The sequence below is a fragment of the Oleiphilus messinensis genome (assembly GCF_002162375.1).
Taxonomy (GTDB): domain Bacteria; phylum Pseudomonadota; class Gammaproteobacteria; order Pseudomonadales; family Oleiphilaceae; genus Oleiphilus; species Oleiphilus messinensis.
In genome coordinates, this window is record NZ_CP021425.1 from 1,399,250 (window position 1) to 1,425,104 (window position 25,855).

Genomic DNA, 25,855 nt, shown 5'->3' on the forward strand with positions numbered 1-25,855 from the left:
GGGTGCAGGGATGTTCAATAGATTAGGGTGAAGATAGCGTTATGGATATTAATTTTCCGCTTGTTTTGGTTTTACTGACTCTGGGGACCGGTTTGGTCTGGTTGGGGGATCGTATTCTGTTTTTCCCGACTCGCAAACGGGCTGCTATTGCCGCAAACCAAAATGGTGGTATTCAACAGCACGGTGCGGATGAAGATCTGGAAATACAGGAGCCGGCTCTCGTCGAAATGTGTCGCTCTTTTTTTCCGGTGCTGGCAGTGGTACTGGTGCTGCGCTCGTTTCTGGTTGAACCCTTTCAGATACCATCCGGATCAATGTTGCCGACTTTGGAGGTTGGCGATTTTATTTTGGTCAATAAATTCAGTTATGGTATCCGCCTCCCGGTTTTGAACACGAAAGTTGTCGAATTGGGTGATCCCCAGCGCGGAGATGTAATGGTGTTCCGAACTCCGGTAGATAAAAAAACAAATTATATTAAACGGGTCATCGGGCTTCCCGGGGATAAAATACGCTATCAGAATAAAATGCTCTATATTAATAATAAGCCCGTGAGTGAAGAATTTATCGGAGAGCTGAACAGGCTTGAGATGTATCAGGAACAGTTGGGCGAGGTTAAGCACAATATATATAAAGCACCCAGTGCTCCTTTAAATCGTAATCCCCGCAGCCCCCAGAATGTGGGCGAAGGTGAGTGGGTTGTCCCCGAGGGAAGCTATTTCGTGATGGGCGATAACCGTGATAACAGTAACGATAGTCGTTTTTGGGGTTTTGTACCGGATGAAATGATTGTCGGTAAGGCGTTTGCGATTTGGATGCATTGGGAGTCGTTAACTTCTATTCCTTCATTTTCGAGAGTTGGAGGAATTCAATAAACATTTAAATTTAGGGATTGATTATGCAGAAATTCAGGCAAACAGGTGCATCTACGATAGTCATTCTGATTGTACTTATGTTTGGAGCCGTTGTATTAACTTTGGCGCTGAAACTGATACCCATTTACATTGATAACTCGACCATTGAGTCGGTCATCCATGGGCTGGAGAAAGATCTCAAAATTACATCATACGGTGATGAAGAAATTCGGAATAAGATAAGCAAGCTATTGACGATCAATAATATTCGTAGCTTTAAGGCGTCGGATATCAAAATTTCCCGCGAGCGAGGTGAGTTGTTTGTTAGCCTTGACTATGAGGTTCGCGAGAATGTTTTTAAAAATATTGATGTGATTGTTTCTTTCGAAAACCATTTCAAAACACCGATTGCAGCGGAATAATCAAGCAAAGGCACATCAGCTAAATTGTGAGTAATAAATATCAACGCCTGGAAAAAAAGCTGGGCTACGTTTTTACAGACCAGGCGAATCTTGAATTGGCACTAACGCATCGCAGTTATAGTGCTCGTAACAATGAGCGCCTGGAATTTTTGGGCGACTCAGTGCTCAATTTTATAATCGCCGAATATCTTTATCAGAATTTCCCGAAGCTGAAGGAAGGACACCTGAGCCGCCAACGTGCGGGTCTGGTACGAGGTACAACGCTTGCTGAAATCGCCCGGGAGTTCGAGCTTGGCGACTACCTTTTTCTCGGCTCCGGAGAATTGAAAAGTGGAGGGTTCCGCCGGGACTCAATACTGGCGGATGCCGTTGAAGGTATCATTGGCGCAATCTACCTTGAGGCGGGGTTTTCTGTTGTTCAGGAGCGTATACTGGACTGGTATGTTGTGCGTTTGAAGAAACTCTCTGATAAAGGCATTCAGAAAGACCCCAAGACTCTTTTACAAGAGTACCTGCAATCCCGACAAATTGAATTACCCTGTTATGATGTGGTCTCGATTACGGGGGAAGCCCATGCTCAAACGTTTTTCGTTGAATGCACAGTGCAAACTTTGTCAGATAAAACAGTAGGTCAGGGAACGAGCCGACGGCAGGCTGAACAGAATGCAGCACAGAAAGCATTAATTGCCCTTGGAGTTGAGTCGTCCCATGAATAAAGATATTGATCCCGTTGAGCAGGATGCTGATACAGCGAATGCCGGAAGCGCACCAACCCGATGTGGTTTTGTTGCGATTGTGGGTCGCCCCAATGTGGGCAAGTCGACATTGCTGAACCGGATTCTTGGACAGAAAATCAGCATCACTTCCAAAAAACCGCAAACGACCCGTCATCAAATCGTGGGTATCCATACTGATGGACCGGTACAGACTGTTTTTGTTGATACACCCGGAATCCACAAAGAGCAAGAAAAAGCGATTAATCGTTATATGAATCGCGCGGCCAGCACCGCCGCGAAGGATGTTGATGTCATTGTTTTTCTGGTAAGCGGAACCAAGTGGACTGAAGAAGATTCAATGGTGCTTGAAACCGTATCGAAATTAAAAGTTCCCGTTATTCTTGCGGTCAACAAAATTGATGCGGTTCAGAACAAAGGGCAATTGCTTCCTGTTTTGGAGAAGCACGCTACTCGAATGACCTTTAGCGACATCATCCCTATATCGGCGCAAAACGGCCATAATGTCGAGCAACTTCAGGCATTAATCGCTAATTTATTGCCGGAAAGTATTCACTATTATCCCGAAGATCAGATTACCGATAGAACCGAGCGGTTTCTGGCAGCGGAACTAGTGCGGGAAAAAGTAATGCGTCAGCTCGGTGCCGAAGTGCCTTACTCCGTCACTGTCGAAATTGAGGAGTTCAAAGCCGAGGGCAATTTACTCAATGTCAGTGCCCTGATCCTTGTGGAGCGTGATGGCCAGAAAAAAATCGTTATCGGCCAGAAGGGGGAGCAGCTCAAAATTATTGGGCGAGATGCTCGACTGGATATGGAGCGCATTTTTGATTGTAAGGTGATGCTCAATCTCTGGGTCAAGGTGAAGCGCGGTTGGGCCGATGATGAGCGTGCACTGCGTAGTCTGGGCTATGAAGATCCCTGAGCTGTTCTGAATCAGCCTCCATGATGCGCGTATTTGATGAGCCGGCCTTCATACTGCATAGCCGTCCTTACAAAGAAACCAGTCTGCTCGCGGAAGTATTTACGCTTAATTACGGTGTTGTGTCGATTATGGTGAAAGGGGCCTTACGCCCCAAAAGCCAGTACAAAAGTATTATTCAGCCACTTCGGCCTTTGTTGCTCAGTTGGCAAGGACGTACCGGTCTGAAAATCCTGACCGGTGCCGAGCCCGCGCAAAATATAGACTTGGCCACAGGGCAGCTCATTCAAGTCAGCAGTACGCTGTTTACAGCTGATGCCTCTGGTGTTCAATATTACTGTGCACTTTATATAAATGAGCTGGCCACTTACCTTCTCCCCAAACAAGAGAGTCATCCTCTGGTGTTCGCCGCTTATCTGAATTGTTTGAGTCGATTATTCAGAAATGATGCAGGTACTGAATCTGCGTTGGAGCACGCCTTGCGCTACTACGAATCGGTATTGCTGGATGAATTAGGCTACGGCATAAATTTTCGGTATGACATCTCAGGGAAGCCGATTAACCCTGAGCATTGCTATGTTCTACAAGGTGGAGAGGGCTTCGTATATGCCCGAAACTCCGTTCCCCAGCGCGTATTTTCCGGTCGGGATATACTTGACATTGGCTCTGGGAATTATGATTTGGCGGGGGCTCGAAAAGCGGCAAAATTGATTTTTCGTCAGTTGTTGGATATTCAACTCGGGGGGCGTAGACTGCACAGTCGGGAGTTGATCCGCTATCAGATTCGGACACCCTGAAATCCAGCTCAAGGTTAAATCAATAGGGTGCGATACAGAGTTTTCGCACAGAATGGCGGCTTATGCGCGAGAAATTGCGTGCTGACGCAAATGATAGCACTCGTATACCAATTATCGTGATTGTTCGCAAAATAAGGAGAGATTAAGATGTCCGGTGAAATACTCTTAGGGGTTAATATTGACCATATCGCGACACTACGACAAGCTCGGGGGACTCGCTACCCTGATCCGGTGTATGCGGCCCAGATTGCTGAAGAAGCCGGGGCGGATGGTATTACCGTTCACCCTCGGGAGGATCGTCGCCACATCCAGGATCGTGATGTGCTGCTGTTGAAAGAGACCCTGCAAACCCGAATGAATCTTGAAATGGCGGTTACTGATGCCATGCTTGATTTTGCTGCAAAAGTAGTCCCCGAACATTGCTGTCTGGTACCGGAAAAGCGGGAAGAGCTCACTACTGAAGGGGGGTTGGATGTGATTACCAACCGCCTGAAGATCGCAGATGCCTGTCAGCGTCTATCGGGTCATGGTGCCGAGGTCTCATTGTTCATTGACCCGGATCCGGATCAGGTGCTCGCTTCGAAAGAGGTTGGAGCGCAAGCGATCGAGCTGCATACCGGTGCTTATGCGGAGGCTGTCCATCAAGCGGAACGTGAGCGCGAATTACTGCGCATAAAAAAAGCGCTTGAAGTCGGTCTTCGGGAAGGTCTTGTGGTCAATGCAGGTCATGGCTTGCATTATCACAACGTTCAGGCCATAGCAGAATTACAGGGTATAAATGAGCTCAATATTGGCCATGCCATTATTGCCCGTGCAGTTTTTGTCGGCCTCAAGGATGCGGTTGCAGAAATGAAGCGTATTATGATGGTAGCACGCCACAGCAGTTTGACGGTTGCTTAATCTGTCTGCCGCAGGGATGCGGCAGTCGAGTGCCCTGATGTTTAATTCTGGACTGGATTTCAAGAAGCCTTGCTCTCGCTTTCTGAATGCCCCAAGTTGTTTTTTCCTTTACCACCATATTCCCTGAACATTTTCTGCCACGGATTATTATCTGCCCAGTTTTGTACCCGTTCGATCGCTGAAATCAGGTTTTGAAAATGAGTTTCCAGGTCATCTTCATGGCGTTTGAGCTTGGTTTCCAGGATTTCGCTGTAGTGGCGTAACTCCGGTACGCCGCAGTACCGCGTAGCGCCGTGTAGCTTATGTACCCGATGCAGCAACTCGTCACTTTCGTTTTTCTCGAAGTGTTCACGAATGGAATTACTGTCATCAATCAAGTGTTCAAGCAACATACTGAAAAGCTCTTCTGCCAAATCTGCCTTACCGGCAGACAATCGTATGCTGGCATCTATATCGACGCTAGGCCCCTGAGTTGATTTTGTTGATGGCCGGATTTGTCGTCTCTCCGAATTGTAGCCATTTTGACGGCTTAATGTCGGGCGGAAGCCGGTTCGTCGGAAAATAACATCTGCCAGTTGTGGTTCACTGATCGGTTTCGTCAGATAATCGTTAAAGCCAGTATTCAGCAATTTGTGCTTTTCCTCCGCTAAAGCATGCGCGGTAAGCGCGATGATGGGGGTGCCTTTACTCTTGCTGCGTTCCGTCTCCCTGATTTTGGCTGTTGTCTCAATGCCGTCCATTCCTGGCATCTGTACATCCATAAAGATCAGGTCATACTGGCATTGTTTAACCTTGCTAAGGGCTTCAAAGCCACTACTGGCACAGTGCACATTGGTTTGTAATTCCTCCAGCAGCGCCTTCACCAACTTCAGATTGGCGTCGTTGTCATCAACTGCCAGAATAGTTGGAATACGGGAATTTTTGCCTTCCGCGTCCGCCTCTGCTGGATAGGGTGCAATTTCGGGTTCGATAATTTCGTCACCGTGAATCAGCGTTTTCAGCTTTTCATAGAGCTTCCCACGACTAACGGGTTTGGTGAGGTGCACGGAGGTCATCTTTAACAGCGGCAGGCTCATGTCATCAATGGTGGGTGTCATGACCAATGCTCGGCAGTCCCGGTTGTATTCAAGCTCTCTGATCAGAGTGGTCATCTGATTGCTCGTAAGCAAATGTTTCGGGATGCCAATCAGTGCGGCAGCGTACCCATCCTGATTGGCCTGGGCTTCGACTACTCTATTCAACAAATCCGTGGGCGATTCGGCTTCATCAACTTTTACATCCCAGCTATCCAGCATATGCTTGATCGCGAGGCGGGTTGTGGGGTGGTTCTCCAGCAGTATGATCTTTTCCTTGCGAATGGCATCGTAAGCTGGTGCAGGTAATGGACTTGCAGCAACCTCGGTCACCAGTGTAAACCAGAACGATGATCCTCGGCCAAGTTCACTATCCAGTCCGATTTCGCCCCCCATTTCTTCTGCAAGACGCTTGGATATGACCAGCCCCAGACCTGTGCCACCGTATTGTCGAGCCGTGGATGCATCAGCCTGGCTGAAAGCATGGAACAGGGATTGTTGCTGAACTCTTGACAGTCCGACGCCGGTGTCCGTAACGCTTATTTTGATTGAAACCTGATTGTCGTCGATTTCCTCAATCATGGCTCGCAGCACAACTTCGCCGCTTTGGGTAAACTTGATCGCATTATTGATCAGGTTAGTGATAATTTGTTTGACCCGCAAGGGATCGCCAATGATGTCATCCGGCACATCGACGTAGACCAGTGAAACCAGGTCCAGATTCTTTTGATGGGCGGCGGGGGCCAGCATGGTCAACACATCGTCGACGATATCCCGGAGTTTGAAGGGGGTTTGATCCAGTGTTAACTTGCCCGCTTCGATTTTGGAAAAGTCGAGAATATCATTGATGATGGTCAACAGGATTTCGGATGACTTTCGAATCGTCGAGAGGTGATCTTTTTGTTGTTGAGAAAGGTGGCCTTTGAGCAAAAGATTGGTGAAGCCCAAAATGCCGTTGAGCGGTGTCCGAATCTCGTGACTCATGTTCGCCAGAAATTCAGATTTAATCCGGCTGGCTTCAAGGGCTTCTTTGCGGGCAATGTCGAGTTCAATGTTCTGGATTTCGATGGTTTCCAGCGTTTCCCGTAAATCCTCGGTGGCCTGATCGATATTTTGTTGCATTTCATCATAGGCCCGGCTCAGGGATTGCGCCATGGAATTGATTCCGGATTCCAGTTCTTTCAATTCCTGCCCGGCATCGGTGTACACCCGAGTGTTCAGGTTGCCATCTTTTAATGCGGTAACCGCGGAGGTAATCTGTACAATCGGGTCAGTGACGTCCCGGCTCATCCTGAGTGCGATCACGACGTTAATGAGCAGCCCGATGCTGATTAACAGGGTGCTGGTAATCAGGGTTTGATATTTCTCGACTTTTGCATGGCTATGGGAGAGTTCCACGCTGACCCAGCCGATCGGGGCCAGGCCATTGCTGCGTTCGCTGAGCGGCTCTGTGAGGTCATCAATCAAGCGGCTGTGCATTAATACCGGTGCAATAAAAATACTGGAACTGTCATTGCTTTTTTGCAAAATGGTGCGATTCGGGAGGTTATTCCGGTCGATATTCAGATGATTGCGGGGCCCTGTGTGCAAAATTACATTGTGTTTCGAGTCGAGGACGGCAATGGTTCTTACATCACGTTCTTCAAGTGTTGAATTAGATAGCGACTTGAGGAGCGTGATATTGCGCGTAAAAATCCCATACTCACACGCCGTTGCCAATTGACGGCTGATTGACTGCCCCCGATCGATCAAAAGCTGGTCGATATTGTTCAGCCGGGTCTGTGTAAAAACAATCCCCAATACCAACGCAATGGCGACAGTCGGGAAGATGGCCAGGATTAAAACCCGGTTTTTAATGCCCCATCTCTTCATAAGCGTGCACGTTTATATTTTTAGTTTCAACAAACTTATTTCATTCGGTTATTTTGAGCTGGGAACAGAATCGGCTATCCTCTTGTCCCTGTACTCGATTTCAGCACTGTTTGTACCTGATGACTTCTGTACATGATAACTTTTGTACATGATAACTTTTGTACGTTATGGCCTCTTCGCCTCGTCGTACTTCATTAATGGTCACCTGTGCGAAGCGGGTTCCGGACTATATGGGTCACAATCATGCTGAGCAGGGATCTGCATGAACACCCTACCGGGATTAACCGCCCAATTCAGACTGAAGACCGAAGTGTATCATAATGTTTCTGCAAAAAGATGATACCCATTCGGAAACTCTATCAACTTATCCGGGTTTTAAGCATGCAAGACTTTCCTACCGAGCAAGACGCAACTCAAGCTATTGATGACGGATTTCCTACAATCGAAGACTATGTCGGACATACGCCTTTGGTTCGTTTACAGCGTTTACCGGGCAAAACCTCCAACACCATTCTGGTGAAACTGGAAGGCAATAATCCTGCCGGGTCAGTTAAAGATCGCCCCGCATTATCGATGATTCAGCAGGCAGAGCGTCGTGGGGAGATTGCACAAGGCGATACCTTGATTGAAGCGACGAGTGGCAATACGGGAATTGCTTTGGCCATGGCCGCAGCGATAAAGGGGTATCGTATGGTGCTGATCATGCCGGAGCATATGAGTGAAGAACGGCGGGCATCGATGCGAGCTTATGGTGCAGAAATTATTACCGTGAGCAAGTCTGAAGGCATGGAAGGGGCGCGGGATCTGGCAAAAGCAATGGAGTCCGAAGGGAAAGGTAAAGTTCTGGATCAGTTTGCCAATTCGGATAATCCATTGGCGCATTACCGGAGTACCGGCCCTGAAATCTGGCAGCAGACAAAGGGCAAAATCACGCATTTTGTCAGCTCAATGGGAACCACGGGTACCATTATGGGAAATTCTCAGTATCTCAAAGAGAAAAACCCGGATATCCAGATCGTAGGATTGCAACCCCAAGAGGGCGCCAGTATTCCAGGTATTCGTCGTTGGCCCGAGGCGTATTTGCCAAAAATTTTTGATGCCTCAAGGGTGGATCAGGTATTGGATATCAGCCAGGAAGAGGCGGAAGAGACCATGCGGGAGCTGGCCAAACAGGAAGGTATTTTTTGTGGCGTTTCTTCCGGCGGCGCGGTAGCTGGCGCATTAAGAGTCGCACAAGGGGTTGAAAATGCGGTAATCGTCGCCATTATTTGCGACCGAGGTGACCGTTATTTGTCTACCGGGGTTTTTTAATCGTTTATTTATAGAGCAGGGCACATGGCCAGACGTCGTACCAAAAAGCTTCCTCAGGAGCCAATTGAAGTAAAAATTGAAAAATTAAGTCACGAAGGCAGAGGAATTGCATATACAGACGGGAAAACACAATTTGTTGAAGGCGCACTTCCCGGTGAGACAGTCATGGCCAAGTTTGTTGACTCCCGGGGCAAATTTGATGAACTCGCGACCGTAGAGGTATTGACCCCTGGACCAGGCCGGGTCGAGCCCCCTTGCGCACATGCCCAGCTTTGCGGTGGCTGCAGTCTTCAGCATATGGAGAGTGAGCGCCAGATCGAACTGAAAGAGTCGGTACTGTTGGAGCAGCTACAGCATTTCGGCCAGATTACGCCGGATGAACTGATTCCTCCCATGGTAGATCAGACCACAGGCTATCGCAGAAAAGCCCGCCTCGGGGTCAAGTATGTTCACAAGCGTGATGAAGTGCTGGTGGGATTTCGGGAAAAACGCAGTTCATTTCTAACGGATATAAGGCAGTGTGAGGTGCTGGATCCCCGGATTGGCACACGCATGATGGATTTTCGTGAAATGCTGGCAACGTTGGATGCCCGGCAATCTATTCCGCAAATCGAAGTCGCAGCGGGGGATGAATGCGTCGCGTTGGTTTTTCGTCATCTCGTTCCGCTCACAGAGCAGGATATTGAGCGTTTGATTGCTTTTGGGCAAGCTCACCAGTTCGATATTTACCTGCAGCCGAAAGGGCCGACCACCGTACACCGAATATGGCCTGCTGAGGGCGCAGATCGCCTGACTTACCGGTTACCCGAATTTGATGTCACCATGCACTATCATCCCATGGATTTCACGCAAGTGAATGCCGGGATTAATCAGAAAATGGTGCACCGTGCGATCGAATGGCTGGATCCTCAACCGGAAGATCGAATTCTGGATCTTTTTTGCGGTTTGGGTAACTTTACCATCCCGCTGGCGACCGTTGCATCCCATGTTATTGGTGTGGAAGGTGATGAAGAAATGGTACGGCGCGGTTCCGAGAATGCCAAGTTTAACAATTTGAACAATGTTGCTTTTCATGCTGCAAATTTGCAGGCGGACTATACCCAGGAATCCTGGGCGAGCGAGGGGTTTGATAAAATTTTGATTGATCCCCCCCGTTCCGGTGCTTTGGACGTGGTCAGTCGCTTGAGTCGTTTTGGTGCTAACCGAATCGTATATGTTTCGTGTAACCCTGCAACCCTGGCCCGGGATACGCGGGAATTGATTGATCAAGGGTATAAATTGCTTAAAGCGGGTGTAATGGATATGTTCCCCCATACCACGCACGTCGAGTCGATCGCATTGTTCGAAAAGTAGTGTGGTACTGACTGCACTGGGGATTGAGTGAGGGTAAAACGAGAACACATGGTTAAAGTCCGAGAAGATCATCCCGTCAACCAGAGTGGCCAGGTTGATATCGACCAGTGGGTCATGAAAATCGCATCTCAGGTTAGTCTTGAAGACCCGGATGTGTTGAAGCAGGCGTGTCAGTTAAGTGAAGAGATAGAGCACCAGGCGGTTCAGGAAGACCGGGTCTGGAGTGTCGGCCACAGCAGCTTTAAAACGGGCCTGGAAATGGCTCAGATCTTATCCGAGTTACGTCTTGATCAGGAGACGCTCGTTGCCGCGATTCTTTACCGTGCGGTGCGGGAAGGACGCGTCCCCCTTGATAAAATCAAAAAGCAGTTTGGCGAAGGGGTTGCTGCCCTTATTGACGGTGCTCAACAGATGGCGGCGATCTCTGCTATCCACCATCCTTTGAAAGGGAATGTTCTGGGTCAGACCCATGGCCAGCTCGATAATGTCCGGAAAATGCTGGTCACGATGATTGATGATGTGCGTGTCGTACTTCTCAAACTGGCTGAGCGAACCTGTGCGATTCGGGCGGTAAAAAATGCGGCTTCAGAGAAGCGCCTCCGGGTCGCGAAAGAAGTGTTTGATATTTATGCTCCCTTGGCCCACCGACTGGGTATCGGGCATATTAAATGGGAGCTGGAAGACCTTTCCTTTCGCTATCTCCATGATACAGCCTATAAAAAAATTGCAAAGCTGCTTGATGAAAAGCGCATCGACCGGGATCAATTTATCCAGACGGTATTGACCCGGTTACGCAGCGAATTGGATAAGGCTGGAGTAAAAGGGGAAATTACGGGGCGTTCGAAGCATATTTACAGTATCTGGCGCAAAATGAAACGTAAAAATATCGACTTTTCACAGGTCTATGATATTCGCGCGTTTCGTATCCTGGTGCCTTCAACTCAGGATTGTTATGCGGTTCTCGGAATTGTGCACTCGCTGTGGCGACATATCCCCCATGAGTTCGACGACTATGTAGCCAATCCGAAAGAGAATGGTTACCGTTCGTTGCACACTGCAGTGATTGGCCCGGAAGGGAAAATCATGGAAGTGCAGATCCGAACCACTGAAATGCATGAGGAGGCAGAACTGGGTGTCTGTGCTCACTGGCGCTACAAAGGCACGGATGTTCAAAACAAATCTTCAAGTTATGAAGAAAAGATCAACTGGTTACGCCAGGTACTGGAATGGCAGGAAGAGATTGGCGATATCTCGGGCCTGGTTGAGCAAATCAAATCAGATGTGTCTTCGGATCGCGTGTATGTGTTTACCCCGGACGGACATGTGGTCGACCTGCCTCAGGGGGCGACAGCCGTTGATTTTGCCTACCGCGTTCACACCGAGGTGGGGCACGCCTGTCGCGGAGCGAAAGTAAACGGACGAATTGTTCCTCTGACCTATGCATTGAAAACCGGTGAACAAGTCACGATTTTGACCTCCAATAACCCGGCACCAAGCCGTGACTGGCTTAACCCTAGCCTGGGTTATCTGCATACTTCGCGGGCGCGGGCCAAAGTAACCCATTGGTTCAAGCAGCAAAACCGGGATCAAAATGTCCAGGATGGTCGTGCGATTCTTGAAGATGAGCTGCGTCGCCTGTCGATTCAGGATGTGGATTTTGAATCGCTCGCGAAACAGGTGAACTATGCCAACTCTGGCGATATGTTTGCCGCAATTGGCGCGGGTGATTTGCGCCCCACCCAGGTTGCCCATCGGGCACAGCAGATGACTGAGCCCAAAGAACAGCAATTGAGCCTGGAGCTCAGCCATGCGCAAAACTTGGATCGGGCTGTCGACGGGGATATTCAGATCTGTGGTGTCGGAAATCTCAAAACGGTGGTTGCGCACTGCTGTAAACCGTTGCCGGGAGATCCCATTGTCGGTTACATCACGATCGGCCGGGGCGTTTCGATCCACCATCAAGATTGCAGAAACGCAATTCAGCTGCGTGAACAGGAACCTCAACGTTTTATAGAGGTGAGCTGGGGGGGCAAACCCGAGGCCAGTTATGCCGTGGATATTGATATTGAAGCCTATGACCGTTCCGGTCTGCTTCGGGATATCACCGTGGTTCTGGCGAACAGTCGGATTAATGTATTGGCGGTCAATACCGTGTCGGATACGAATCAGAATACGGCATCCATGAAAATAACGGTCGAGGTGCCTAACCTTGAACGTCTGGGACAGATTCTGGCGCAGATCAAGCAGCTCCCCAACGTGATTGAGGCACGAAGGCTGCGTACCAGCAGGTCATCATAAAGTTACAACAGGCTTAGGATTAAAGGCGAGTAAATATGGCATCGAAATATGACTTCCAGGATCTGCTCTACCTGATGACCAGGCTCCGCGACCCCGAAGACGGTTGCCCATGGGATCAGAAGCAATCCTATGCTTCAATTGTTCCCCACACGCTTGAAGAAGCCTATGAAGTTGCCGAGGCCATCGAAAATGAGGACTTTGCCAATCTCAAGGAAGAGCTCGGGGACTTGTTGTTCCAGGTGGTGTTTTACAGCGAAATTGCGCGAGAAGAGCAGCGTTTCAGCTTTGCCGAAATTGTTGACACATTAGTAGCAAAGTTGATTCGCCGACACCCCCACGTTTTTCCTGACGGTACGTTGGCAAGTCGGTTGCCGCCCGGCACCCGGATGAGTGATGCGCAGATCAAGGCAAACTGGGAACGGATCAAGGCGGATGAGCGCCAGGAGAAGGTCAGCGCCAACGATGCCGCTCAGCAAAAAACTGAAAGCATTCTGGATAGTATTGCGCACAGCCTGCCGCCCCTGGCGATAGCCGAGAAGCTGCAACGCAAGGCGGCCCACGTGGGCTTCGATTGGCCGGATATTGATCCGGTATTCGACAAGCTTCAGGAGGAAATTTCCGAACTTAAAGAAGCCTGGCATCATTTGCATGACCCGGCGAATCAGCAGCTAACCCAAGCTGACGATGCCCAGAAGCAGGCCCATATTGAAGAAGAGTTAGGGGATATCTTGTTCGTTTGTGTAAACCTTTCCCGTTTTCTTAAAGTTGACGCAGGACGTGCCCTTGCAGGGACAAATCGTAAGTTCAGAGATCGCTTTCGGTTCATTGAGGCGCAACTTGAGGCAGACGGTAAAAGTATTCACAGCGCATCGTTGACAGAAATGGACAGGCTCTGGAATCGCGCGAAAGGAAAAGACTGATTATTCAGTTGAACTACTCCCACTATTGGGCATTAAAATGAACTTTTTTGGTGAGGTATTACTACTTGTGTGCAGTATCTGTGCTGTATCGGGGCTCTAAGTTTGGGAGCCGCCCCTGAGCCAGTCGGAGTCAATCAGTACCTGAAATTAACCTGACTGGCGCGCGAAAAAAGTGAAGTCCGGAGATCCATACTGCTAGACTGATCGCCAAATCAGCCATTCGCTGCATGTTGATCCTGCTTCAGGAGTGCCATGTATTTTCGGCTCAGATCCAGAAATTGCGGGGTTGGGCCTGTGTCTTCATAGAGTGGGTCGCCCTGTTCATCCGTAGCGACAACTTTAGAGCCCTGAACGTAGGGAAAGCTGGTTTCCAGTTCGTCCAATGCGGCAGAAATTAATTCCCCGATAATATCTTCCTGAGAACGTTTGGGATACATTTCGGCCAGTGCGGCAATACGAGCGGCATCTTCCAGTGGTAATCGAAGGTTATATTCTTTATTGGTCAAACGTGCTTTCGCGTTGTCTTCCCAATGTTTTGCAAGTGTAGCAATTTTCATAGCTGTGACCTTATTTGTTATGGGGCGATCGCGTCAGTGTTTTTCAAAGCATGGTCTATGCCAGCTCCGGTCTGATAACCACTTCCGGTCTGATAACCATTAAAGTATGAAACGTTATCAGGCCCTGACTTCAGACACCTGATTTTAAGTTTCTATCAACAATAGTGTAGGCTTGTGTAGCCTCGTTTTTTAATGTGGTACTTCTTTATTCTAGTCTTCAACAAGTGAAAATGTAGGCTGCTTTATGTCGTATTTTGTTATCTAATCTGCTAATTAAAGTAAGTTTCGTTATATCGGGATTTTTAGAAAACGCGCAATGCGTTTGAATTGTCGAGCAAATTGATAAAGCGTCTGAAAAGGAGTGATTGGTTATGTCGGAACTACACCCTGGTTTGCGGGAAAATGTGAAACTGCTCGGGGAACTTCTTGGGCAGAGTATTCGTGATCACCTCGGGGAGCCCTTCCTCGATAAAGTTGAAGCTATTCGCACGGCTGCGAAAGCGGGACGAAAACAACAAGATAGTCGCAATGAGAAATTGCTGGCGCTGTTGAGTCAATTACAGGATTCAGAAGTGCTGCCAGTTACGCGTGCCTTTAATCAGTTTTTGAACCTCGCCAATATTGCCGAACAGTACCATGGTATTCGACGTAATCAGACAACGGGTATCGGTGGTGATATTGAATCACTGGAATCTGTGTTTGCCCGGTTGAAAGAGAGCGGTATATCCGGGGACGCTATTTTTGAAATGGCGCAGCGCATGAAGATCGAATTTGTCCTGACTGCGCACCCGACGGAGGTCACCCGTCGTACCCTGATTATGAAATATGACGCCCTCACCGAGTGTCTGGAACAGTTAGATCGAACCGACCTGGCTGATGATGAGTATGAGCGTATCGTGAGTCGATTAGCGCAGTTGGTTGCCCAGGCATGGCGTACTGATGAAATTCGTCATGACCGTCCCACCGCAGAAGATGAAGCAAAATGGGGCTTCGCGGTGATTGAGAACAGCCTTTGGCACGCGCTACCCCGATTCCTCCGTTCCCTGGACAAGGCCCTTCTGGATGCCTGTGGTAAAAAACTGCCATTATCCGCTGCACCGATAAAAATTGCCTCCTGGATGGGGGGCGACCGGGATGGTAATCCAAATGTGACAGCGGATGTGACCCGCAATGTGTTTATGTTAAGCAAGTGGATGGCCGCGGATCTCTATTTGAGAGATATCGAGGTACTGCGCGCAGAGCTCTCGATGAATGAAGCATCCTCAGAATTGTATCGGGAAGCCGGGACAAGGCACGAACCGTATCGGGTGGTACTGGCCAAGCTGCGGGATCGCCTGTTATCGCTTCGTGATCAGTTACAGGCATCGTTAGAATCCGCGTCCGGCACTTCGTTTCCCCCCTCAGAGCAGGACTGGGTCACCACACAAGACGTTATTGACACCCTGGAGTTGTGTTATCGCTCGCTCGTTGCCAAGGGAATGGGGCTGATTGCCGATGGTGGTTTACAGGATACAATCCGGAGAGCCTACTGCTTTGGTATGGAGCTGGTGAAGCTGGATATTCGCCAGGAGTCCACCCGGCACATGCAGGCGATTGATGAGGTCACACAATATCTGGGGCTGGGGTCTTATGCCGATTGGAGCGAAGACGATAAGATCGCATTTCTGATTCGTGAATTGAGTGGTCGCAGGCCTCTGATACCAGCCCGATGGCAAGCCTCGGCGGAGACCGAGGAAGTCTTGAGAACTTGTCGGGTCGTAGCGGCTCAGCCGCCCGAAGCATTGGGATCCTATGTAATCTCAATGGCCGGGAAGGTATCCGATGTGTTAAGTGTCATTCTGCTTTTGCGGGAAAGCGGTGTCAGCCATGCCATGCGTATTGTGCCATTGTTCGAGACACTAACCGATTTGGATAATGCCCCGGGATGTATTGACCACTTGCTTTCTTTGCCATGGTATCGGGATTATTGTGCCGGAGTGCAAGAGGTGATGATCGGTTATTCTGATTCGGCAAAAGATGCCGGTCAGATGATGGCGGCCTGGGCGCAATATCAGGCTCAGGAAAAACTGGTTGCGGTGGCCGGGCAACATGGGGTCAGGTTAACTCTGTTTCATGGTCGCGGGGGGACTGTGGGGCGGGGTGGCGGTCCGGCTAATCGGGCTATTTTGTCGCAACCACCGGGGTCTGTTGATGGTTCTTTCCGTATTACTGAGCAAGGGGAAATGATCCGGTTCAAGTTCGGCCTGCCAAAACTGGCACTACAAAGTATGACGCTTTATAGTTCCGCGGTGCTGGAAGCTTCGCTACTACCGCCTCCCCAGCCAGAACCACAATGGCGGGAAATGATGAATTACTTAACATCCCGTTCCCTGGATGGTTATCGGGATACGGTCAGAGGTAATGCTGATTTCGTGACCTACTTCCGTCAAGCAACCCCGGAACAGGAACTGGGTAAGCTGGCTTTGGGCAGCCGCCCGGCGAAGCGTAAAGCCAGTGGCGGCGTGGAGAGCTTGCGGGCGATTCCGTGGATTTTCGCCTGGACCCAAATGCGTTTGATGTTACCGGCCTGGCTGGGAGCTGATGTCGCCCTGGAAGCGGCCTTGAAGGATGGTCATGAGGATCTCTTGCGGGAGATGGCGCAGCGCTGGCCGTTTTTTAATACGCACATCGATATGCTGGAAATGGTGGTTGCGAAATCCGATGCCACTATTTCTAACTATTATGAGCGGCGATTGGCATCTGAGGAGCTGCATGTATTGGGGCAGACGCTGCGGGAACGACTGGCTCGTGTAACGGGTCTCGTCAATCGTTTGAAACAACAGGCGAATCTGCTGGATGACAATCCATTGTTTCGGCAATCGCTGGATGTGCGCAACCCCTATACTGATCCTTTGCATTATCTGCAGGCGGAACTGTTGTATCGGGTACGTCATCATCCTGCCGAGAATGCTGATGAAGTGGAAGAGGCGCTGAAAGTGACCATGGCGGGGATTGCTGCGGGCATGCGCAATACCGGGTAGCCAAAAGCCATTACACAACGGCCATTACACAAATGCACTAGTAAGTCTGTACAGCGATAAACAGCGTTACAAAATTAAAAATTTAGCGATCTGGAGTGTGACGTAATTTACTTGCTGTACAGGCTATGAGGAGTAGACTAGAGAGATAAGAATGTCGCCCCATGACTTCGCAACGTGATTCAGGAGATCTGTAATGGCTGTGGCTCAAAGACTGAAACGTTACCTGGAAAACCTACAGGTGCAGTATGATATTGTTCATCATGAACGGGCTTATACCGCAGAGCACGCTGCCACGAGTGCTCATGTTGCTGCAGATCAAATGGTTGTTGCCACGCCTCTGATTGATCGAAACGGGGTACTGTTTGCGTTGCATTCACTGGCGAACGAAGTGGATATGGAAAAAATGGCTCAGTCCACAGGGCGACGATTGCAACTGTTGGCCGTGGAGCAAATCGAGCGCTTTTTTCGCGACTGTGAAGTCTCTGCAATTCCGGCAATTGGAGCGGCTTATGGCTTGAAAATGGTGGTTGATCCCTCGCTCTTCCAGCAGCCCCAGCTGTTTGTTCGCTGTGGTTCCACGGAGGCGTTGATCAAACTGGAAAATGCGGAATTTCGAATGGCCCTGGTACAGGCTACTGAAGCGGATTTTGTGAAATGGTCTGCGACCCGAGTACCGGCGGCCGTGACATCGTTGAAGCATGGCCACCACCAGGATGTGACCTGGGAAGACATTGCAGATCGCTTGCAGCAGCTTTATACATTACCTCCGATGCCGACGATCGCGGTGCGTATCCTTCATCTGGTTTCTGATCCCGAAAGTGAAATTTCCGACCTGGCCCGTGTTATCGAGCAGGATCCCAGTCTTGCCGCGCAAATTTTGCGTTACGCGCGCTCGGCGTTGTTCAATTTCCCGGGTGAAATCAATTCCGTACAGGATGCGGTTAATATTGTGCTGGGATTTGAGCGGGTGGCCAATATCGCAATGGGGATTGCGTCTGCAAAAGCATTCAATATCCCGCAAAATGGGCCGCTGGGTATGGATCGGTTCTGGCAGCATTCACTCATGTGTTCATTCCTTTGCCAACAGTTTGCACTGCAAGTTTCCAGAGAAGCCAATGTCGATCCGGGACTGGCCTATCTTTGTGGTTTGTTGCATAACTTCGGCTGGTTGTTGATGGGGCATCTCTTCGCACCGGAGTTCAAATCCCTTAATCAACTCGCTTTTGAACAGCCCGATACACCCATTCATGTTCTGGAACGTCAGGTGTTTGGTATGGGCTGGGCACAGGATGTGATGGCTATTGGCCATGGTACTCTGGGTGGCATGTTGTTGAAAATGTGGAATTTGCCTGATGCGGTAGTCAAATGTGCCGCGATGCACCAGGCGACGTCTTATCAAGGTGACCAGGATCAGTATGTCCATCTGGTGCGCCTGTGTAATACAATTTTGCACAATAACGGCATCGGGGAGTTAGATGCCCCTTGCCATCTGGAAAGTGTTTTTCTGCGCTTTGGTTTGTCGGTTGACCGAGGTTTGGAAATTGCCAAGGAAGCGCTGAAGTCCACCGAGGAGCTGGGCCAGTTTGCTCGCAGTATTGCGGCCTGAATGTGATGCTTCTCCCCCTCCAGTCGGAGGGGGATTCCGGCTTCTATGATCGAGCTTGTACTATGGTTCAACCCAGGTGTGCTTGAACCCAATTGGTGCTTTACCCCAATACCCCGACCACAGTATCAGACAGATAAAACTTTTCCAGACGATTGCGGATACGGGCTTCGATGAAACCTTTCTCCGTGAGAATTTTTTGTATTCCCGGTGCCACAGCTTTAACCTCGGTAACAACCATCTGGGAGTTCACCCCCATGTCTTCGACCAATACCGACAGCGGTTCATCACCGTATTTTTCAAAAAGATAATCCACAACGACTTTGCAGCAGCGATAAATATAGTCTGTCTTTCGCAGCCCCAGCCAGTACTCGTAGCCCATGACCACAAATTCAATTAGATCCAGTGAACCCAGGAATTTCTGATAGTCCCGGACAGGTTTGTCTTCCAGTTCGGACCAGGTGTCCATGGCGATTTCCCGTAATTGCTCTGGCGTCAGCTCTTCGAGCAGGAAACGTTCGCTTTGGCGAATGATGTACTGAATGTTTTTGGCGATGTATTTCTTCAGGTTTTCCTCAACCTTGCCTTCCAGTTTGGGAGCGGCTTTGTTCACCATTTTTTTTCCGAGTTTCATCATAGGCGAGACCCCTGGCACCTTTTTGGTGATGATGTTGTCCTCGTAAATGTAATTTGTAATACCGTTGTACAGAATATTGGAAACCAGCTCAGAGTAAATCGGATTGGCGAGCGCGCGCTTGATAATAGACTCCCGGAGATCCTGCAACTCCAGCGCTTTTTTAACAAATTCTTCAGCTTGACGGCTACACATCAGTTCCTTGAGCAGTGTATCGTCTTCACTATCTGACTGGTAAATTCGGTTAGCCGCTTCGCCAATCAGTTCCGAGATGCCACCGTGGATTTCCAGATCAATCACATTCCGCTGAATAATGCCCATGATATTCTCAGATGAAATGACTTCAGAGAGTGTAACTTCAGGCAGCAGTTGAAATATGGCGTTAATCTCCGCTTCCATATCCTGCACAAACTGTTCACTGCTGAGCGCTTGAACTTCGTGTTTTACATGCATATCCAGCAATTTCTGGGCGCTAATCGGAGATGGAGTGGTCATGGGTCTTCCTCGTTGAATTTTTTGTTAAGTGTACAGTCGTACACATAGTAGCGCAATGTTCACAAGCAGATGATATGTGAGCCAGGTCTCGATTTTAGATCCGTCCAGTGCCAGTTTGGGTACGTAACACATTTGACATGCATAAAAATTAGGATGGCCGCCAGAGGCAGTTTATCAATGGAGAGGTAGCGCTATGCAAATTAGATCGAGTTTAATGAGAAGTCATCGGGCGTGGTTATTCGGTGCAGTGGTTATTTTGGCAGGTTGTGATTTTGAGGTCGAGGTTTCAGGAAGTGGTCGGGTTGTGTCCGATCCTGCAGGTATCGACTGTCGGGCAGAGAGCGGTTCGTGCATCGTTGAGGATTATGAAAAACTGGGTGATGGTAATGACAAGGTAGTGACCAGGTTGACTGCGATTGCTGACGAGGGGGCTGTTCTGTCACATTGGGAAGGGGATTGTGCGAAAACAAAGCACAATAACTGCTATGTACCGATGTCTGGAGATCTTTTTGTTAAAGCGGTGTTCAAACCGATGCACTATGCAAATGACCCGGTTCCCCAGACACCGGTACGTTTTGTTGCTCTGGGTGATACCGGTGAAGGTAATCTGGCCCAATACCTGGTGGCCGATGCGATATGGGATGTGTGCGAGGCAAAAGGCGGGTGTGACTTTGCGATTGGTTTAGGTGATAACATTTACGATGAGAATCCATTACATACATCTGACACGGCATTTGATCAGAAGTTTGAGCTGCCGTACCAAAAGCTGGAATTCCCGTTTTATATGTCATTGGGTAATCATGACAACGATTTGATTATCGATGGTACCGGCGGTTCCAATATCGCCGGGGATGTGCAGGTTGAATACACTTATCGTGAAAATAAATTGAGTGATAAGTGGCAATTACCGGATCGTTATTATCATTTTGGTGCACCTTTGGGGAGTACCGCCGGTGAGCGTGTAATCGACTTTTTTGTGTTGGACTCCAATCCGTTAAACAGTGCGCCGGATATTAACCCGGAGTATGAAATTAACGCTTATAAAGCAGCACAAGGGGCGTGGCTCGATGGGGCACTGGCGGTATCGAGCGCGCCCTGGAAAATGGCCTATACCCACCATCCCTATGTGTCGAACGGGAGTCACGGAAATGCGGGACGCTATGATCGTCTGCTTCCTTTGGAGCCGGTTTCAGCCAGAATTTCGGGTGAGATCTATCGACAGTGGTTTGAACAGCATGTGTGTGGCAAGATTGATCTCTTCATTGCGGGCCATGATCATGATCTTCAAATGTTAAAGTCGGTGCCGGAGTGCGGTAAAACCTTTTTCATCATTTCAGGGGCAGGCGCAAAATCCCGATCCATCGATGACGCCATGCGCAATGTGAGCTATTGGCAAGAAGGGGATACAACTGGTTTTTTCCTGCTCGAGACTAAAGGGAATACGTTGTTTGTTACGGCCTATACCGTTGATGGCGACACCGGAGATTATCGGGTTGCGTACGAGAACGTGATGCAGCGTCGTGTTGATTGAACCAACTTTAGGTTCAAGCCCTTTGCGACACTTGTCGTAAAGGGGGCAAGTTGATCCAGTTTTGCAATCAGTTGATTTTCCACTATAACTATTCTGAATTGAAAAGGACGAGTACTTCTGGTCAGGCTGTGTGACTGGAGGTGCCACCTTCGCGGGATATGCGTAATGAGTAGTGGCGTTACTGCGCCTGGAGGATTGATGCAGGAAGTTCTTTTAAATTCCTTAGTGAATATTACCAAGACCAGGGATATCGACTCGCTGGAATACAGTTTGGTATCAACCATCCATGAGTTTATTGGTTGTCAGCAGATTGCCATTTATAAAAAAATGGATACCCCCGATGCGGTCAGTATTGAGCGCAGTCTGGCCTTGTATGTTGACGATGATGGCCAGTTCCAGTGGTCGGAGCGGTGTGAAGAGGAAGAGCCCAGTCCCGAATTGATTTCCTGTTTGCACTCGGCCTGTACCATCAGTGTGCAATCCAATACCGGCGTGGAAAACCGCTGGATTCCTGTGGTGTTGCAAGAAAAACCCGTCGGAGCCATTGCGCTGACATCTGTCGGTCTGGACAGCCAGAGTCAGGTGCTGTTGAATGCGTTTTGTCGTATTTTTGAAAATTATCTCGCAGTATTAAACGAAAATGAACGAGATAAGTTGACTGGTCTCTTAAATCGCCAGACGTTTGATAAGAAAGTGGCTGACCTGATGCAGAAGCAGGTCCGTAATCAGTATCGCGGACAGGCCCATGAGGGGAATCGCATGATTCATCCGGGATCGACATCCTGGCTGGCGATCATCGATGTAGATTATTTCAAACAGGTTAATGACCGCTATGGCCACGTATGTGGAGATGAAGTTCTTCTGTTACTGGCACAGAAAATGAACGAATTCTTTCGTGCTTCGGATTTACTGTTCCGCTTTGGTGGCGAGGAATTTGTAATTGTATTCGAGCCGACTCGTTCAGATATGTTACGCAAGCGTTTGGATGCTTTTATGGACATGATCCGCTCTACACGCTTCCCGTTTGTAGCCAACATTACGGTGAGCATTGGTGTTGCCCGGATGAGTCCGTATGATTTTCCCATTTCTGTACTTGAAAACGCGGATCGAGCACTGTACCACGCCAAAGACTCAGGTCGGGATCAGTTGCATTTCTTTCATGAAATCGTGGAAATTCTGGACCGGGAAAATGGCGACCTCGACGGCGATGTTGATCTGTTTTAAATGCTGATTCCTGAACTTTGAACGCGCACCTCCTTGTGCGCGATTCATGTTTATTTTGCTGTATCAGATTCTCTGGAGTCTTCACTGACAACGTTGACCAGTGGCTTATCGCTACCTGGGTGGCCCGTGGGCGTCTCATCAGGCAATGATTTAAGTTGCGCATTTTCTTTGTGGATCTTATTTGCCTGCTGGCCATCTTCCAATGCTTCAAATAAATCGCTGGCCAAGTCACCGACACGATTGTTAACCGTACGAATTGTGTCGTAAATCGAGTGTATCAGCGCTTCATGACGCTCCTTGGCCTGAAGCTTTTCAAGCTTCTCGCCGCCCGCTTTTTCCAGTTGATCCAGGGGAACGTTGGCAATGGAAGTGTGAATTTCCTCAATGCGAGTCACCGCACTATCGACTGCGGTTTGCAATGTATCTTTGATAACTTCCAGTTGGTTGATCCAACTCATATTCATGCTCCTATGGGCGTATTCGGACGATCTGCGGGATGAAGAGGGTCACGACGCGATAACCGTTTTTGTCTTGTAATCAGGGTTTTCCGGTACGATACCATGTCCGAACGTAATGTTAAATTAGTGTTTGGTGAAAATATGAACAGTTTCGATGTTTTCAGGTGTAAAGAGCCAGCCCTGGAATCAGGGCTGGATACCGATCAAAGCCGGAATATACTGCAAAGGCTGCTACCAGGTTGCTTAGGCCGCTACCAGTTGACCCTCGACGTTGCTATCTTTTGGCTTGCGGCTGAAACGAATGATGCGTTTCAGTACAGTTTTGTACTGGCTCCAGAACGTGCCGGTGTTGTACGGCAGACCATGCTTCTCACAGATTTCCTGAACACGGGGTGACATCTCTGCGTAGCGGTGTGCCGGGATGTCCGGGAACAAATGGTGTTCAATCTGATAGCTTAAATGACCGCTTAAGATGTGTAGCCACTTACCGCCGGTAAAGTTGCCGGAACCCAATAGTTGACGGTAGTACCAGTGACCTCGAGTTTCATTTTCACAAACTTCAACCGGGAAGGTTTTCGAGCCTTCAGTAAAGTGGCCGCAGAAAATCACGGTAGATGCCCACAGGTTACGGATCAGGTTAGCCAGCATGTTCCCCAGTAGCACTTTCAGGAAAAACGGGCCTGCCAGCAGCGGGAAGAAAATGTAATCCTTGAAGATCTGTCTGAAGCCTTTTTTGGCAAACGTTTTATAAAATGGAATGCGTGATTTCCAGGTCACTTCCTTGCGTACTACTTTTTCGAACTCCATTTCGTGTAATGCAACACCCCATTGGAAGAAAACGCTCAATAGCACGTAGTAGGCGAACTGAAAGCGTCTCAGCGGGTGCCAGGATTCGTCTTCAGACATGCGCAGAATACCATAGCCGTAATCCCGATCCTTACCCAGAATATTGGTGTAAGTGTGGTGCTCATAGTTGTGAGTCTTGCGCCAGGAATCCGCATCACATGCTGTATCCCACTCGTAGCTGGTCGAGTGTAGTTTCGGATCGTTCATCCAGTCGTATTGACCGTGCATGACATTGTGGCCGATTTCCATATTTTCGATGATTTTGGCAACCCCCAGCGACAACACGCCAAGCGCGAAAGGAATCGGTGTGAAGCTGAAATGAATCAAACCCCGGCCGCTGATTTCGAAAATTCGTTGTGTGCGCACGATTTTGCGGATGTATTTTGCATCACGCTCGCCAATATCAGCGCGCACTTCTTCAAGCAGGGCGTCAAACTCTTTCTGAAGGCTCTCCAGCATTTCCGGCGTTGGTTCCGGCAAGTCGTTGTTGTCGAAGGTAAGGGGGCTGACCTTTGTTTTCTGTTCAGTTTGAATGGTGTCTTGAGCAATCATGTTCATAATAGCGTCCTTCATATATTTTATGTGGCAATTGCAGATAGAGTAGGAAAATGAAAATGTCTCGATATCTGCTTTGTTCTGGTGTTAACCCAGTCAAAATTTTGCTTTACAGTGCGAGTGTCACATCGGTGACCGGTACGGCGATACAGAGTTGGATTTCTTCCTTTCCACCGTCGGAAATTTCGCCGGTCAGCATGTTTCTCACCCGGCCACTTTGCTTGGTGCACTTACAGGTGTGGCAAATCCCGATTCGACAGCCTGACTTCGGACTCAAGCCAGCAGCTTCGGCCTGATCCAGTAATGGCATCTGATTGGTTCCAGTCACTTCCCGGTGGCTTTTACTGAATGTCAGTTGATGTTCCATTTCTGCTTCGCCATCTACGGGAAGCGGGCTTACAACGAACACTTCTTCATGGATCGGTAGATTGCTTTTGTGGCTTTGAATCAATTCTTTCGCGATATCCCGAAAACCCTGTGGTCCACAAACATAGGCGTGTTCAAAGTCTTCATTGATGTATGGACGAACATGATCGGCGCAAATCAAACCGGCCTCTTCAGTGGCGAAGCATTTGACGGTTAACCAGTCATGTTTCTGGTCCATGGTTTTCAGCTCTTGGCCGAAGATAAATTCATCCGCCTTGTTGGCATAGTAGATCAACGTCACCGGACGAGTATCTGTCTCTTCACTTTCAATGCCGGCCTCAATCGTTCTGATCTGCGACATGATTGGCGTAATGCCTGAACCCGCTGCGATGTACAGTAAGGCGGTGTCCGTATTCGCGGGCAGGGTAAATTCGCCTTGGGCCGGGCTGAGTGAAACGATATCGCCGGAGCGAAGGCTCTCGTGAATCCAGCCTGTTACGCGTCCCTCTGGCACGCGTTTGATCGTGATGCTGATGAGGCCTTGATCCAGCCACAGCGAAGGTGCAGAAGAAAGGCTAAACGTTCGCGTCACCGCGCTACCATTGATCGTCACGCTCAGTTGCAAATGCTGACCGGCTTCAAATCCCTTCCAGTTGGAAACAGGCTGCAGGACCAGGGTTTTTGTATCGGCGGTCTCGGAAATAACTTCGAGTACACGTGCTCGAGTTTCAGTCAGTGACCACATCGGATTGATTGATTCTGCCAGAACATCGAAGTATTCAGCAGGGGTATCAGTATTAAACAATGCTTGAGAAATCCATTTCGTAGTACGGCTTAACAACACAGATCGATTGGATTCCGCTGTATGAGTTTGGTTCGACATTTCTGTATCTCCTGTAACTTGTTGTGTACATTTGTACACTCTAAGTGTTTCTTGTGTCAACAGAAAAATTTAAATATTTTTGTGTAAAAATAATAAAATATAATAAAAACAGATATTTATAATTTTTTATATTGTGTACACGTGAACACTGGTAGTTGATTTGGTGGGAGTTTTATGTTCCTATCATGCTCATAAACAGGTGTTCATCGGTTCGTAAAAAATAAAAATGTGAA

General features: G+C 48.8%; 20 protein-coding genes. 14 read left to right on the top strand and 6 right to left on the bottom strand.

Annotation, left to right across the window (positions count from 1 at the left end; all coding sequences use genetic code 11):
- Window positions 1-41 precede the first annotated feature (41 nt).
- The 6 genes from lepB to pdxJ all read left to right on the top strand — a co-directional run bounded on the left by lepB (window position 42) and on the right by pdxJ (window position 4,623).
- Window positions 42-872 carry a signal peptidase I gene (gene lepB, locus OLMES_RS06095; RefSeq protein ID WP_087460445.1) on the top strand — a complete coding sequence of 277 codons (831 nt, stop codon included), beginning with the start codon at window positions 42-44 and terminating at the stop codon, window positions 870-872.
- A gap of 23 nt (window positions 873-895) precedes the next feature.
- Window positions 896-1,273: a DUF4845 domain-containing protein gene (locus OLMES_RS06100; RefSeq protein ID WP_087460446.1), complete on the top strand. Its 378-nt coding sequence runs from the start codon at window positions 896-898 to the stop codon at window positions 1,271-1,273.
- A 26-nt stretch (window positions 1,274-1,299) separates the two neighbouring features.
- Window positions 1,300-1,989 (top strand): ribonuclease III, encoded by a 690-nt coding sequence (rnc, locus tag OLMES_RS06105; RefSeq protein WP_087460447.1) that lies wholly within the window; start codon window positions 1,300-1,302, stop codon window positions 1,987-1,989.
- Window positions 1,982-2,929 (top strand): GTPase Era, encoded by a 948-nt coding sequence (gene era, locus OLMES_RS06110; RefSeq protein ID WP_087460448.1) that lies wholly within the window; start codon window positions 1,982-1,984, stop codon window positions 2,927-2,929. The genes rnc and era overlap by 8 nt, the downstream gene beginning before the upstream one ends.
- Window positions 2,930-2,949: 20 nt before the next feature.
- Window positions 2,950-3,723 (top strand): DNA repair protein RecO, encoded by a 774-nt coding sequence (recO, locus tag OLMES_RS06115; protein ID WP_087460449.1) that lies wholly within the window; start codon window positions 2,950-2,952, stop codon window positions 3,721-3,723.
- Between the two features lie 147 nt (window positions 3,724-3,870).
- Window positions 3,871-4,623, top strand: coding sequence for a pyridoxine 5'-phosphate synthase (gene pdxJ / locus OLMES_RS06120; protein WP_087460450.1), 753 nt, complete (start codon window positions 3,871-3,873; stop codon window positions 4,621-4,623).
- Between the two features lie 59 nt (window positions 4,624-4,682).
- Here pdxJ and barA read toward each other — a convergent pair whose 3' ends face one another.
- Window positions 4,683-7,568: a two-component sensor histidine kinase BarA gene (gene barA, locus OLMES_RS06125; protein ID WP_087460451.1), complete on the bottom strand. Its 2,886-nt coding sequence runs from the start codon at window positions 7,566-7,568 to the stop codon at window positions 4,683-4,685.
- 381 nt (window positions 7,569-7,949) lie between these two features.
- Between barA and cysM the strand changes: the two genes are divergently transcribed.
- The 4 genes from cysM to mazG are packed head-to-tail and all read left to right on the top strand — an operon-like array spanning window position 7,950 to window position 13,450.
- Entirely contained in the window at window positions 7,950-8,879 is a 930-nt protein-coding gene (gene cysM, locus OLMES_RS06130; RefSeq protein WP_087460452.1) for a cysteine synthase CysM, read from the top strand.
- A gap of 24 nt (window positions 8,880-8,903) precedes the next feature.
- Window positions 8,904-10,232 carry a 23S rRNA (uracil(1939)-C(5))-methyltransferase RlmD gene (gene rlmD, locus OLMES_RS06135; protein ID WP_087460453.1) on the top strand — a complete coding sequence of 443 codons (1,329 nt, stop codon included), beginning with the start codon at window positions 8,904-8,906 and terminating at the stop codon, window positions 10,230-10,232.
- 48 nt (window positions 10,233-10,280) lie between these two features.
- Window positions 10,281-12,530 (top strand): GTP diphosphokinase, encoded by a 2,250-nt coding sequence (gene relA / locus OLMES_RS06140; protein ID WP_087460454.1) that lies wholly within the window; start codon window positions 10,281-10,283, stop codon window positions 12,528-12,530.
- 35 nt (window positions 12,531-12,565) lie between these two features.
- The gene (gene mazG / locus OLMES_RS06145) at window positions 12,566-13,450 is read left to right on the top strand and encodes a nucleoside triphosphate pyrophosphohydrolase (RefSeq protein ID WP_087460455.1); all 885 of its coding nucleotides are present in this window, start codon (window positions 12,566-12,568) and stop codon (window positions 13,448-13,450) included.
- 212 nt (window positions 13,451-13,662) lie between these two features.
- On the opposite strand, the gene OLMES_RS06150 is transcribed toward mazG, so the two are convergent.
- Window positions 13,663-14,007, bottom strand: coding sequence for a type 1 pili tip component (locus OLMES_RS06150; protein WP_087460456.1), 345 nt, complete (start codon window positions 14,005-14,007; stop codon window positions 13,663-13,665).
- A gap of 371 nt (window positions 14,008-14,378) precedes the next feature.
- On the opposite strand from OLMES_RS06150, the gene ppc reads away from it, so the two are divergent.
- Both ppc and OLMES_RS06160 read left to right on the top strand, forming a co-directional pair.
- The gene (ppc, locus tag OLMES_RS06155) at window positions 14,379-17,027 is read left to right on the top strand and encodes a phosphoenolpyruvate carboxylase (RefSeq protein WP_087460457.1); all 2,649 of its coding nucleotides are present in this window, start codon (window positions 14,379-14,381) and stop codon (window positions 17,025-17,027) included.
- A gap of 193 nt (window positions 17,028-17,220) precedes the next feature.
- Entirely contained in the window at window positions 17,221-18,633 is a 1,413-nt protein-coding gene (locus OLMES_RS06160) for an HDOD domain-containing protein (protein ID WP_087460458.1), read from the top strand.
- A 100-nt stretch (window positions 18,634-18,733) separates the two neighbouring features.
- On the opposite strand, the gene OLMES_RS06165 is transcribed toward OLMES_RS06160, so the two are convergent.
- Complete coding sequence (locus tag OLMES_RS06165; protein ID WP_087460459.1) at window positions 18,734-19,759, bottom strand: hypothetical protein; 1,026 nt, start codon at window positions 19,757-19,759, stop codon at window positions 18,734-18,736.
- A 193-nt stretch (window positions 19,760-19,952) separates the two neighbouring features.
- Between OLMES_RS06165 and OLMES_RS06170 the strand changes: the two genes are divergently transcribed.
- Together OLMES_RS06170 and OLMES_RS06175 are read left to right on the top strand one after the other, a co-directional pair.
- A complete protein-coding gene (locus tag OLMES_RS06170; RefSeq protein WP_087460460.1) occupies window positions 19,953-21,290 on the top strand; it encodes a metallophosphoesterase in 1,338 nt (445 codons plus the stop codon).
- A 165-nt stretch (window positions 21,291-21,455) separates the two neighbouring features.
- Window positions 21,456-22,514: a GGDEF domain-containing protein gene (locus tag OLMES_RS06175; RefSeq protein ID WP_198343239.1), complete on the top strand. Its 1,059-nt coding sequence runs from the start codon at window positions 21,456-21,458 to the stop codon at window positions 22,512-22,514.
- Between the two features lie 50 nt (window positions 22,515-22,564).
- Here OLMES_RS06175 and OLMES_RS06180 read toward each other — a convergent pair whose 3' ends face one another.
- From OLMES_RS06180 to OLMES_RS06190, 3 genes are all read right to left on the bottom strand, one after another.
- Window positions 22,565-22,972, bottom strand: coding sequence for a hypothetical protein (locus OLMES_RS06180; protein WP_087460462.1), 408 nt, complete (start codon window positions 22,970-22,972; stop codon window positions 22,565-22,567).
- A gap of 243 nt (window positions 22,973-23,215) precedes the next feature.
- On the bottom strand, window positions 23,216-24,376 hold the full coding sequence (locus OLMES_RS06185) for a fatty acid desaturase family protein (protein ID WP_269767743.1): 1,161 nt from the start codon (window positions 24,374-24,376) through the stop codon (window positions 23,216-23,218).
- 106 nt (window positions 24,377-24,482) lie between these two features.
- Window positions 24,483-25,622: a ferredoxin reductase gene (locus tag OLMES_RS06190; RefSeq protein ID WP_087460463.1), complete on the bottom strand. Its 1,140-nt coding sequence runs from the start codon at window positions 25,620-25,622 to the stop codon at window positions 24,483-24,485.
- Between the last annotated feature and the right edge of the window lie 233 nt (window positions 25,623-25,855).

What these genes read in the sequence shown, in the direction of transcription:
- ppc (WP_087460457.1), top strand. Translation starts at nt 14,379, where the DNA reads ATGTCGGAACTACACCCTGGTTTGCGGGAAAATGTGAAACTGCTCGGG.
- OLMES_RS06185 (WP_269767743.1), bottom strand. Translation starts at nt 24,376, where the DNA reads ATGAACATGATTGCTCAAGACACCATTCAAACTGAACAGAAAACAAAG.
- cysM (WP_087460452.1), top strand. Translation starts at nt 7,950, where the DNA reads ATGCAAGACTTTCCTACCGAGCAAGACGCAACTCAAGCTATTGATGAC.
- OLMES_RS06190 (WP_087460463.1), bottom strand. Translation starts at nt 25,622, where the DNA reads ATGTCGAACCAAACTCATACAGCGGAATCCAATCGATCTGTGTTGTTA.
- OLMES_RS06175 (WP_198343239.1), top strand. Translation starts at nt 21,456, where the DNA reads ATGAGTAGTGGCGTTACTGCGCCTGGAGGATTGATGCAGGAAGTTCTT.
- era (WP_087460448.1), top strand. Translation starts at nt 1,982, where the DNA reads ATGAATAAAGATATTGATCCCGTTGAGCAGGATGCTGATACAGCGAAT.
- relA (WP_087460454.1), top strand. Translation starts at nt 10,281, where the DNA reads ATGGTTAAAGTCCGAGAAGATCATCCCGTCAACCAGAGTGGCCAGGTT.
- barA (WP_087460451.1), bottom strand. Translation starts at nt 7,568, where the DNA reads ATGAAGAGATGGGGCATTAAAAACCGGGTTTTAATCCTGGCCATCTTC.
- pdxJ (WP_087460450.1), top strand. Translation starts at nt 3,871, where the DNA reads ATGTCCGGTGAAATACTCTTAGGGGTTAATATTGACCATATCGCGACA.
- OLMES_RS06180 (WP_087460462.1), bottom strand. Translation starts at nt 22,972, where the DNA reads ATGAGTTGGATCAACCAACTGGAAGTTATCAAAGATACATTGCAAACC.
- OLMES_RS06150 (WP_087460456.1), bottom strand. Translation starts at nt 14,007, where the DNA reads ATGAAAATTGCTACACTTGCAAAACATTGGGAAGACAACGCGAAAGCA.
- OLMES_RS06170 (WP_087460460.1), top strand. Translation starts at nt 19,953, where the DNA reads ATGCAAATTAGATCGAGTTTAATGAGAAGTCATCGGGCGTGGTTATTC.
- lepB (WP_087460445.1), top strand. Translation starts at nt 42, where the DNA reads ATGGATATTAATTTTCCGCTTGTTTTGGTTTTACTGACTCTGGGGACC.
- OLMES_RS06100 (WP_087460446.1), top strand. Translation starts at nt 896, where the DNA reads ATGCAGAAATTCAGGCAAACAGGTGCATCTACGATAGTCATTCTGATT.
- OLMES_RS06160 (WP_087460458.1), top strand. Translation starts at nt 17,221, where the DNA reads ATGGCTGTGGCTCAAAGACTGAAACGTTACCTGGAAAACCTACAGGTG.
- recO (WP_087460449.1), top strand. Translation starts at nt 2,950, where the DNA reads ATGATGCGCGTATTTGATGAGCCGGCCTTCATACTGCATAGCCGTCCT.
- OLMES_RS06165 (WP_087460459.1), bottom strand. Translation starts at nt 19,759, where the DNA reads ATGACCACTCCATCTCCGATTAGCGCCCAGAAATTGCTGGATATGCAT.
- rlmD (WP_087460453.1), top strand. Translation starts at nt 8,904, where the DNA reads ATGGCCAGACGTCGTACCAAAAAGCTTCCTCAGGAGCCAATTGAAGTA.
- mazG (WP_087460455.1), top strand. Translation starts at nt 12,566, where the DNA reads ATGGCATCGAAATATGACTTCCAGGATCTGCTCTACCTGATGACCAGG.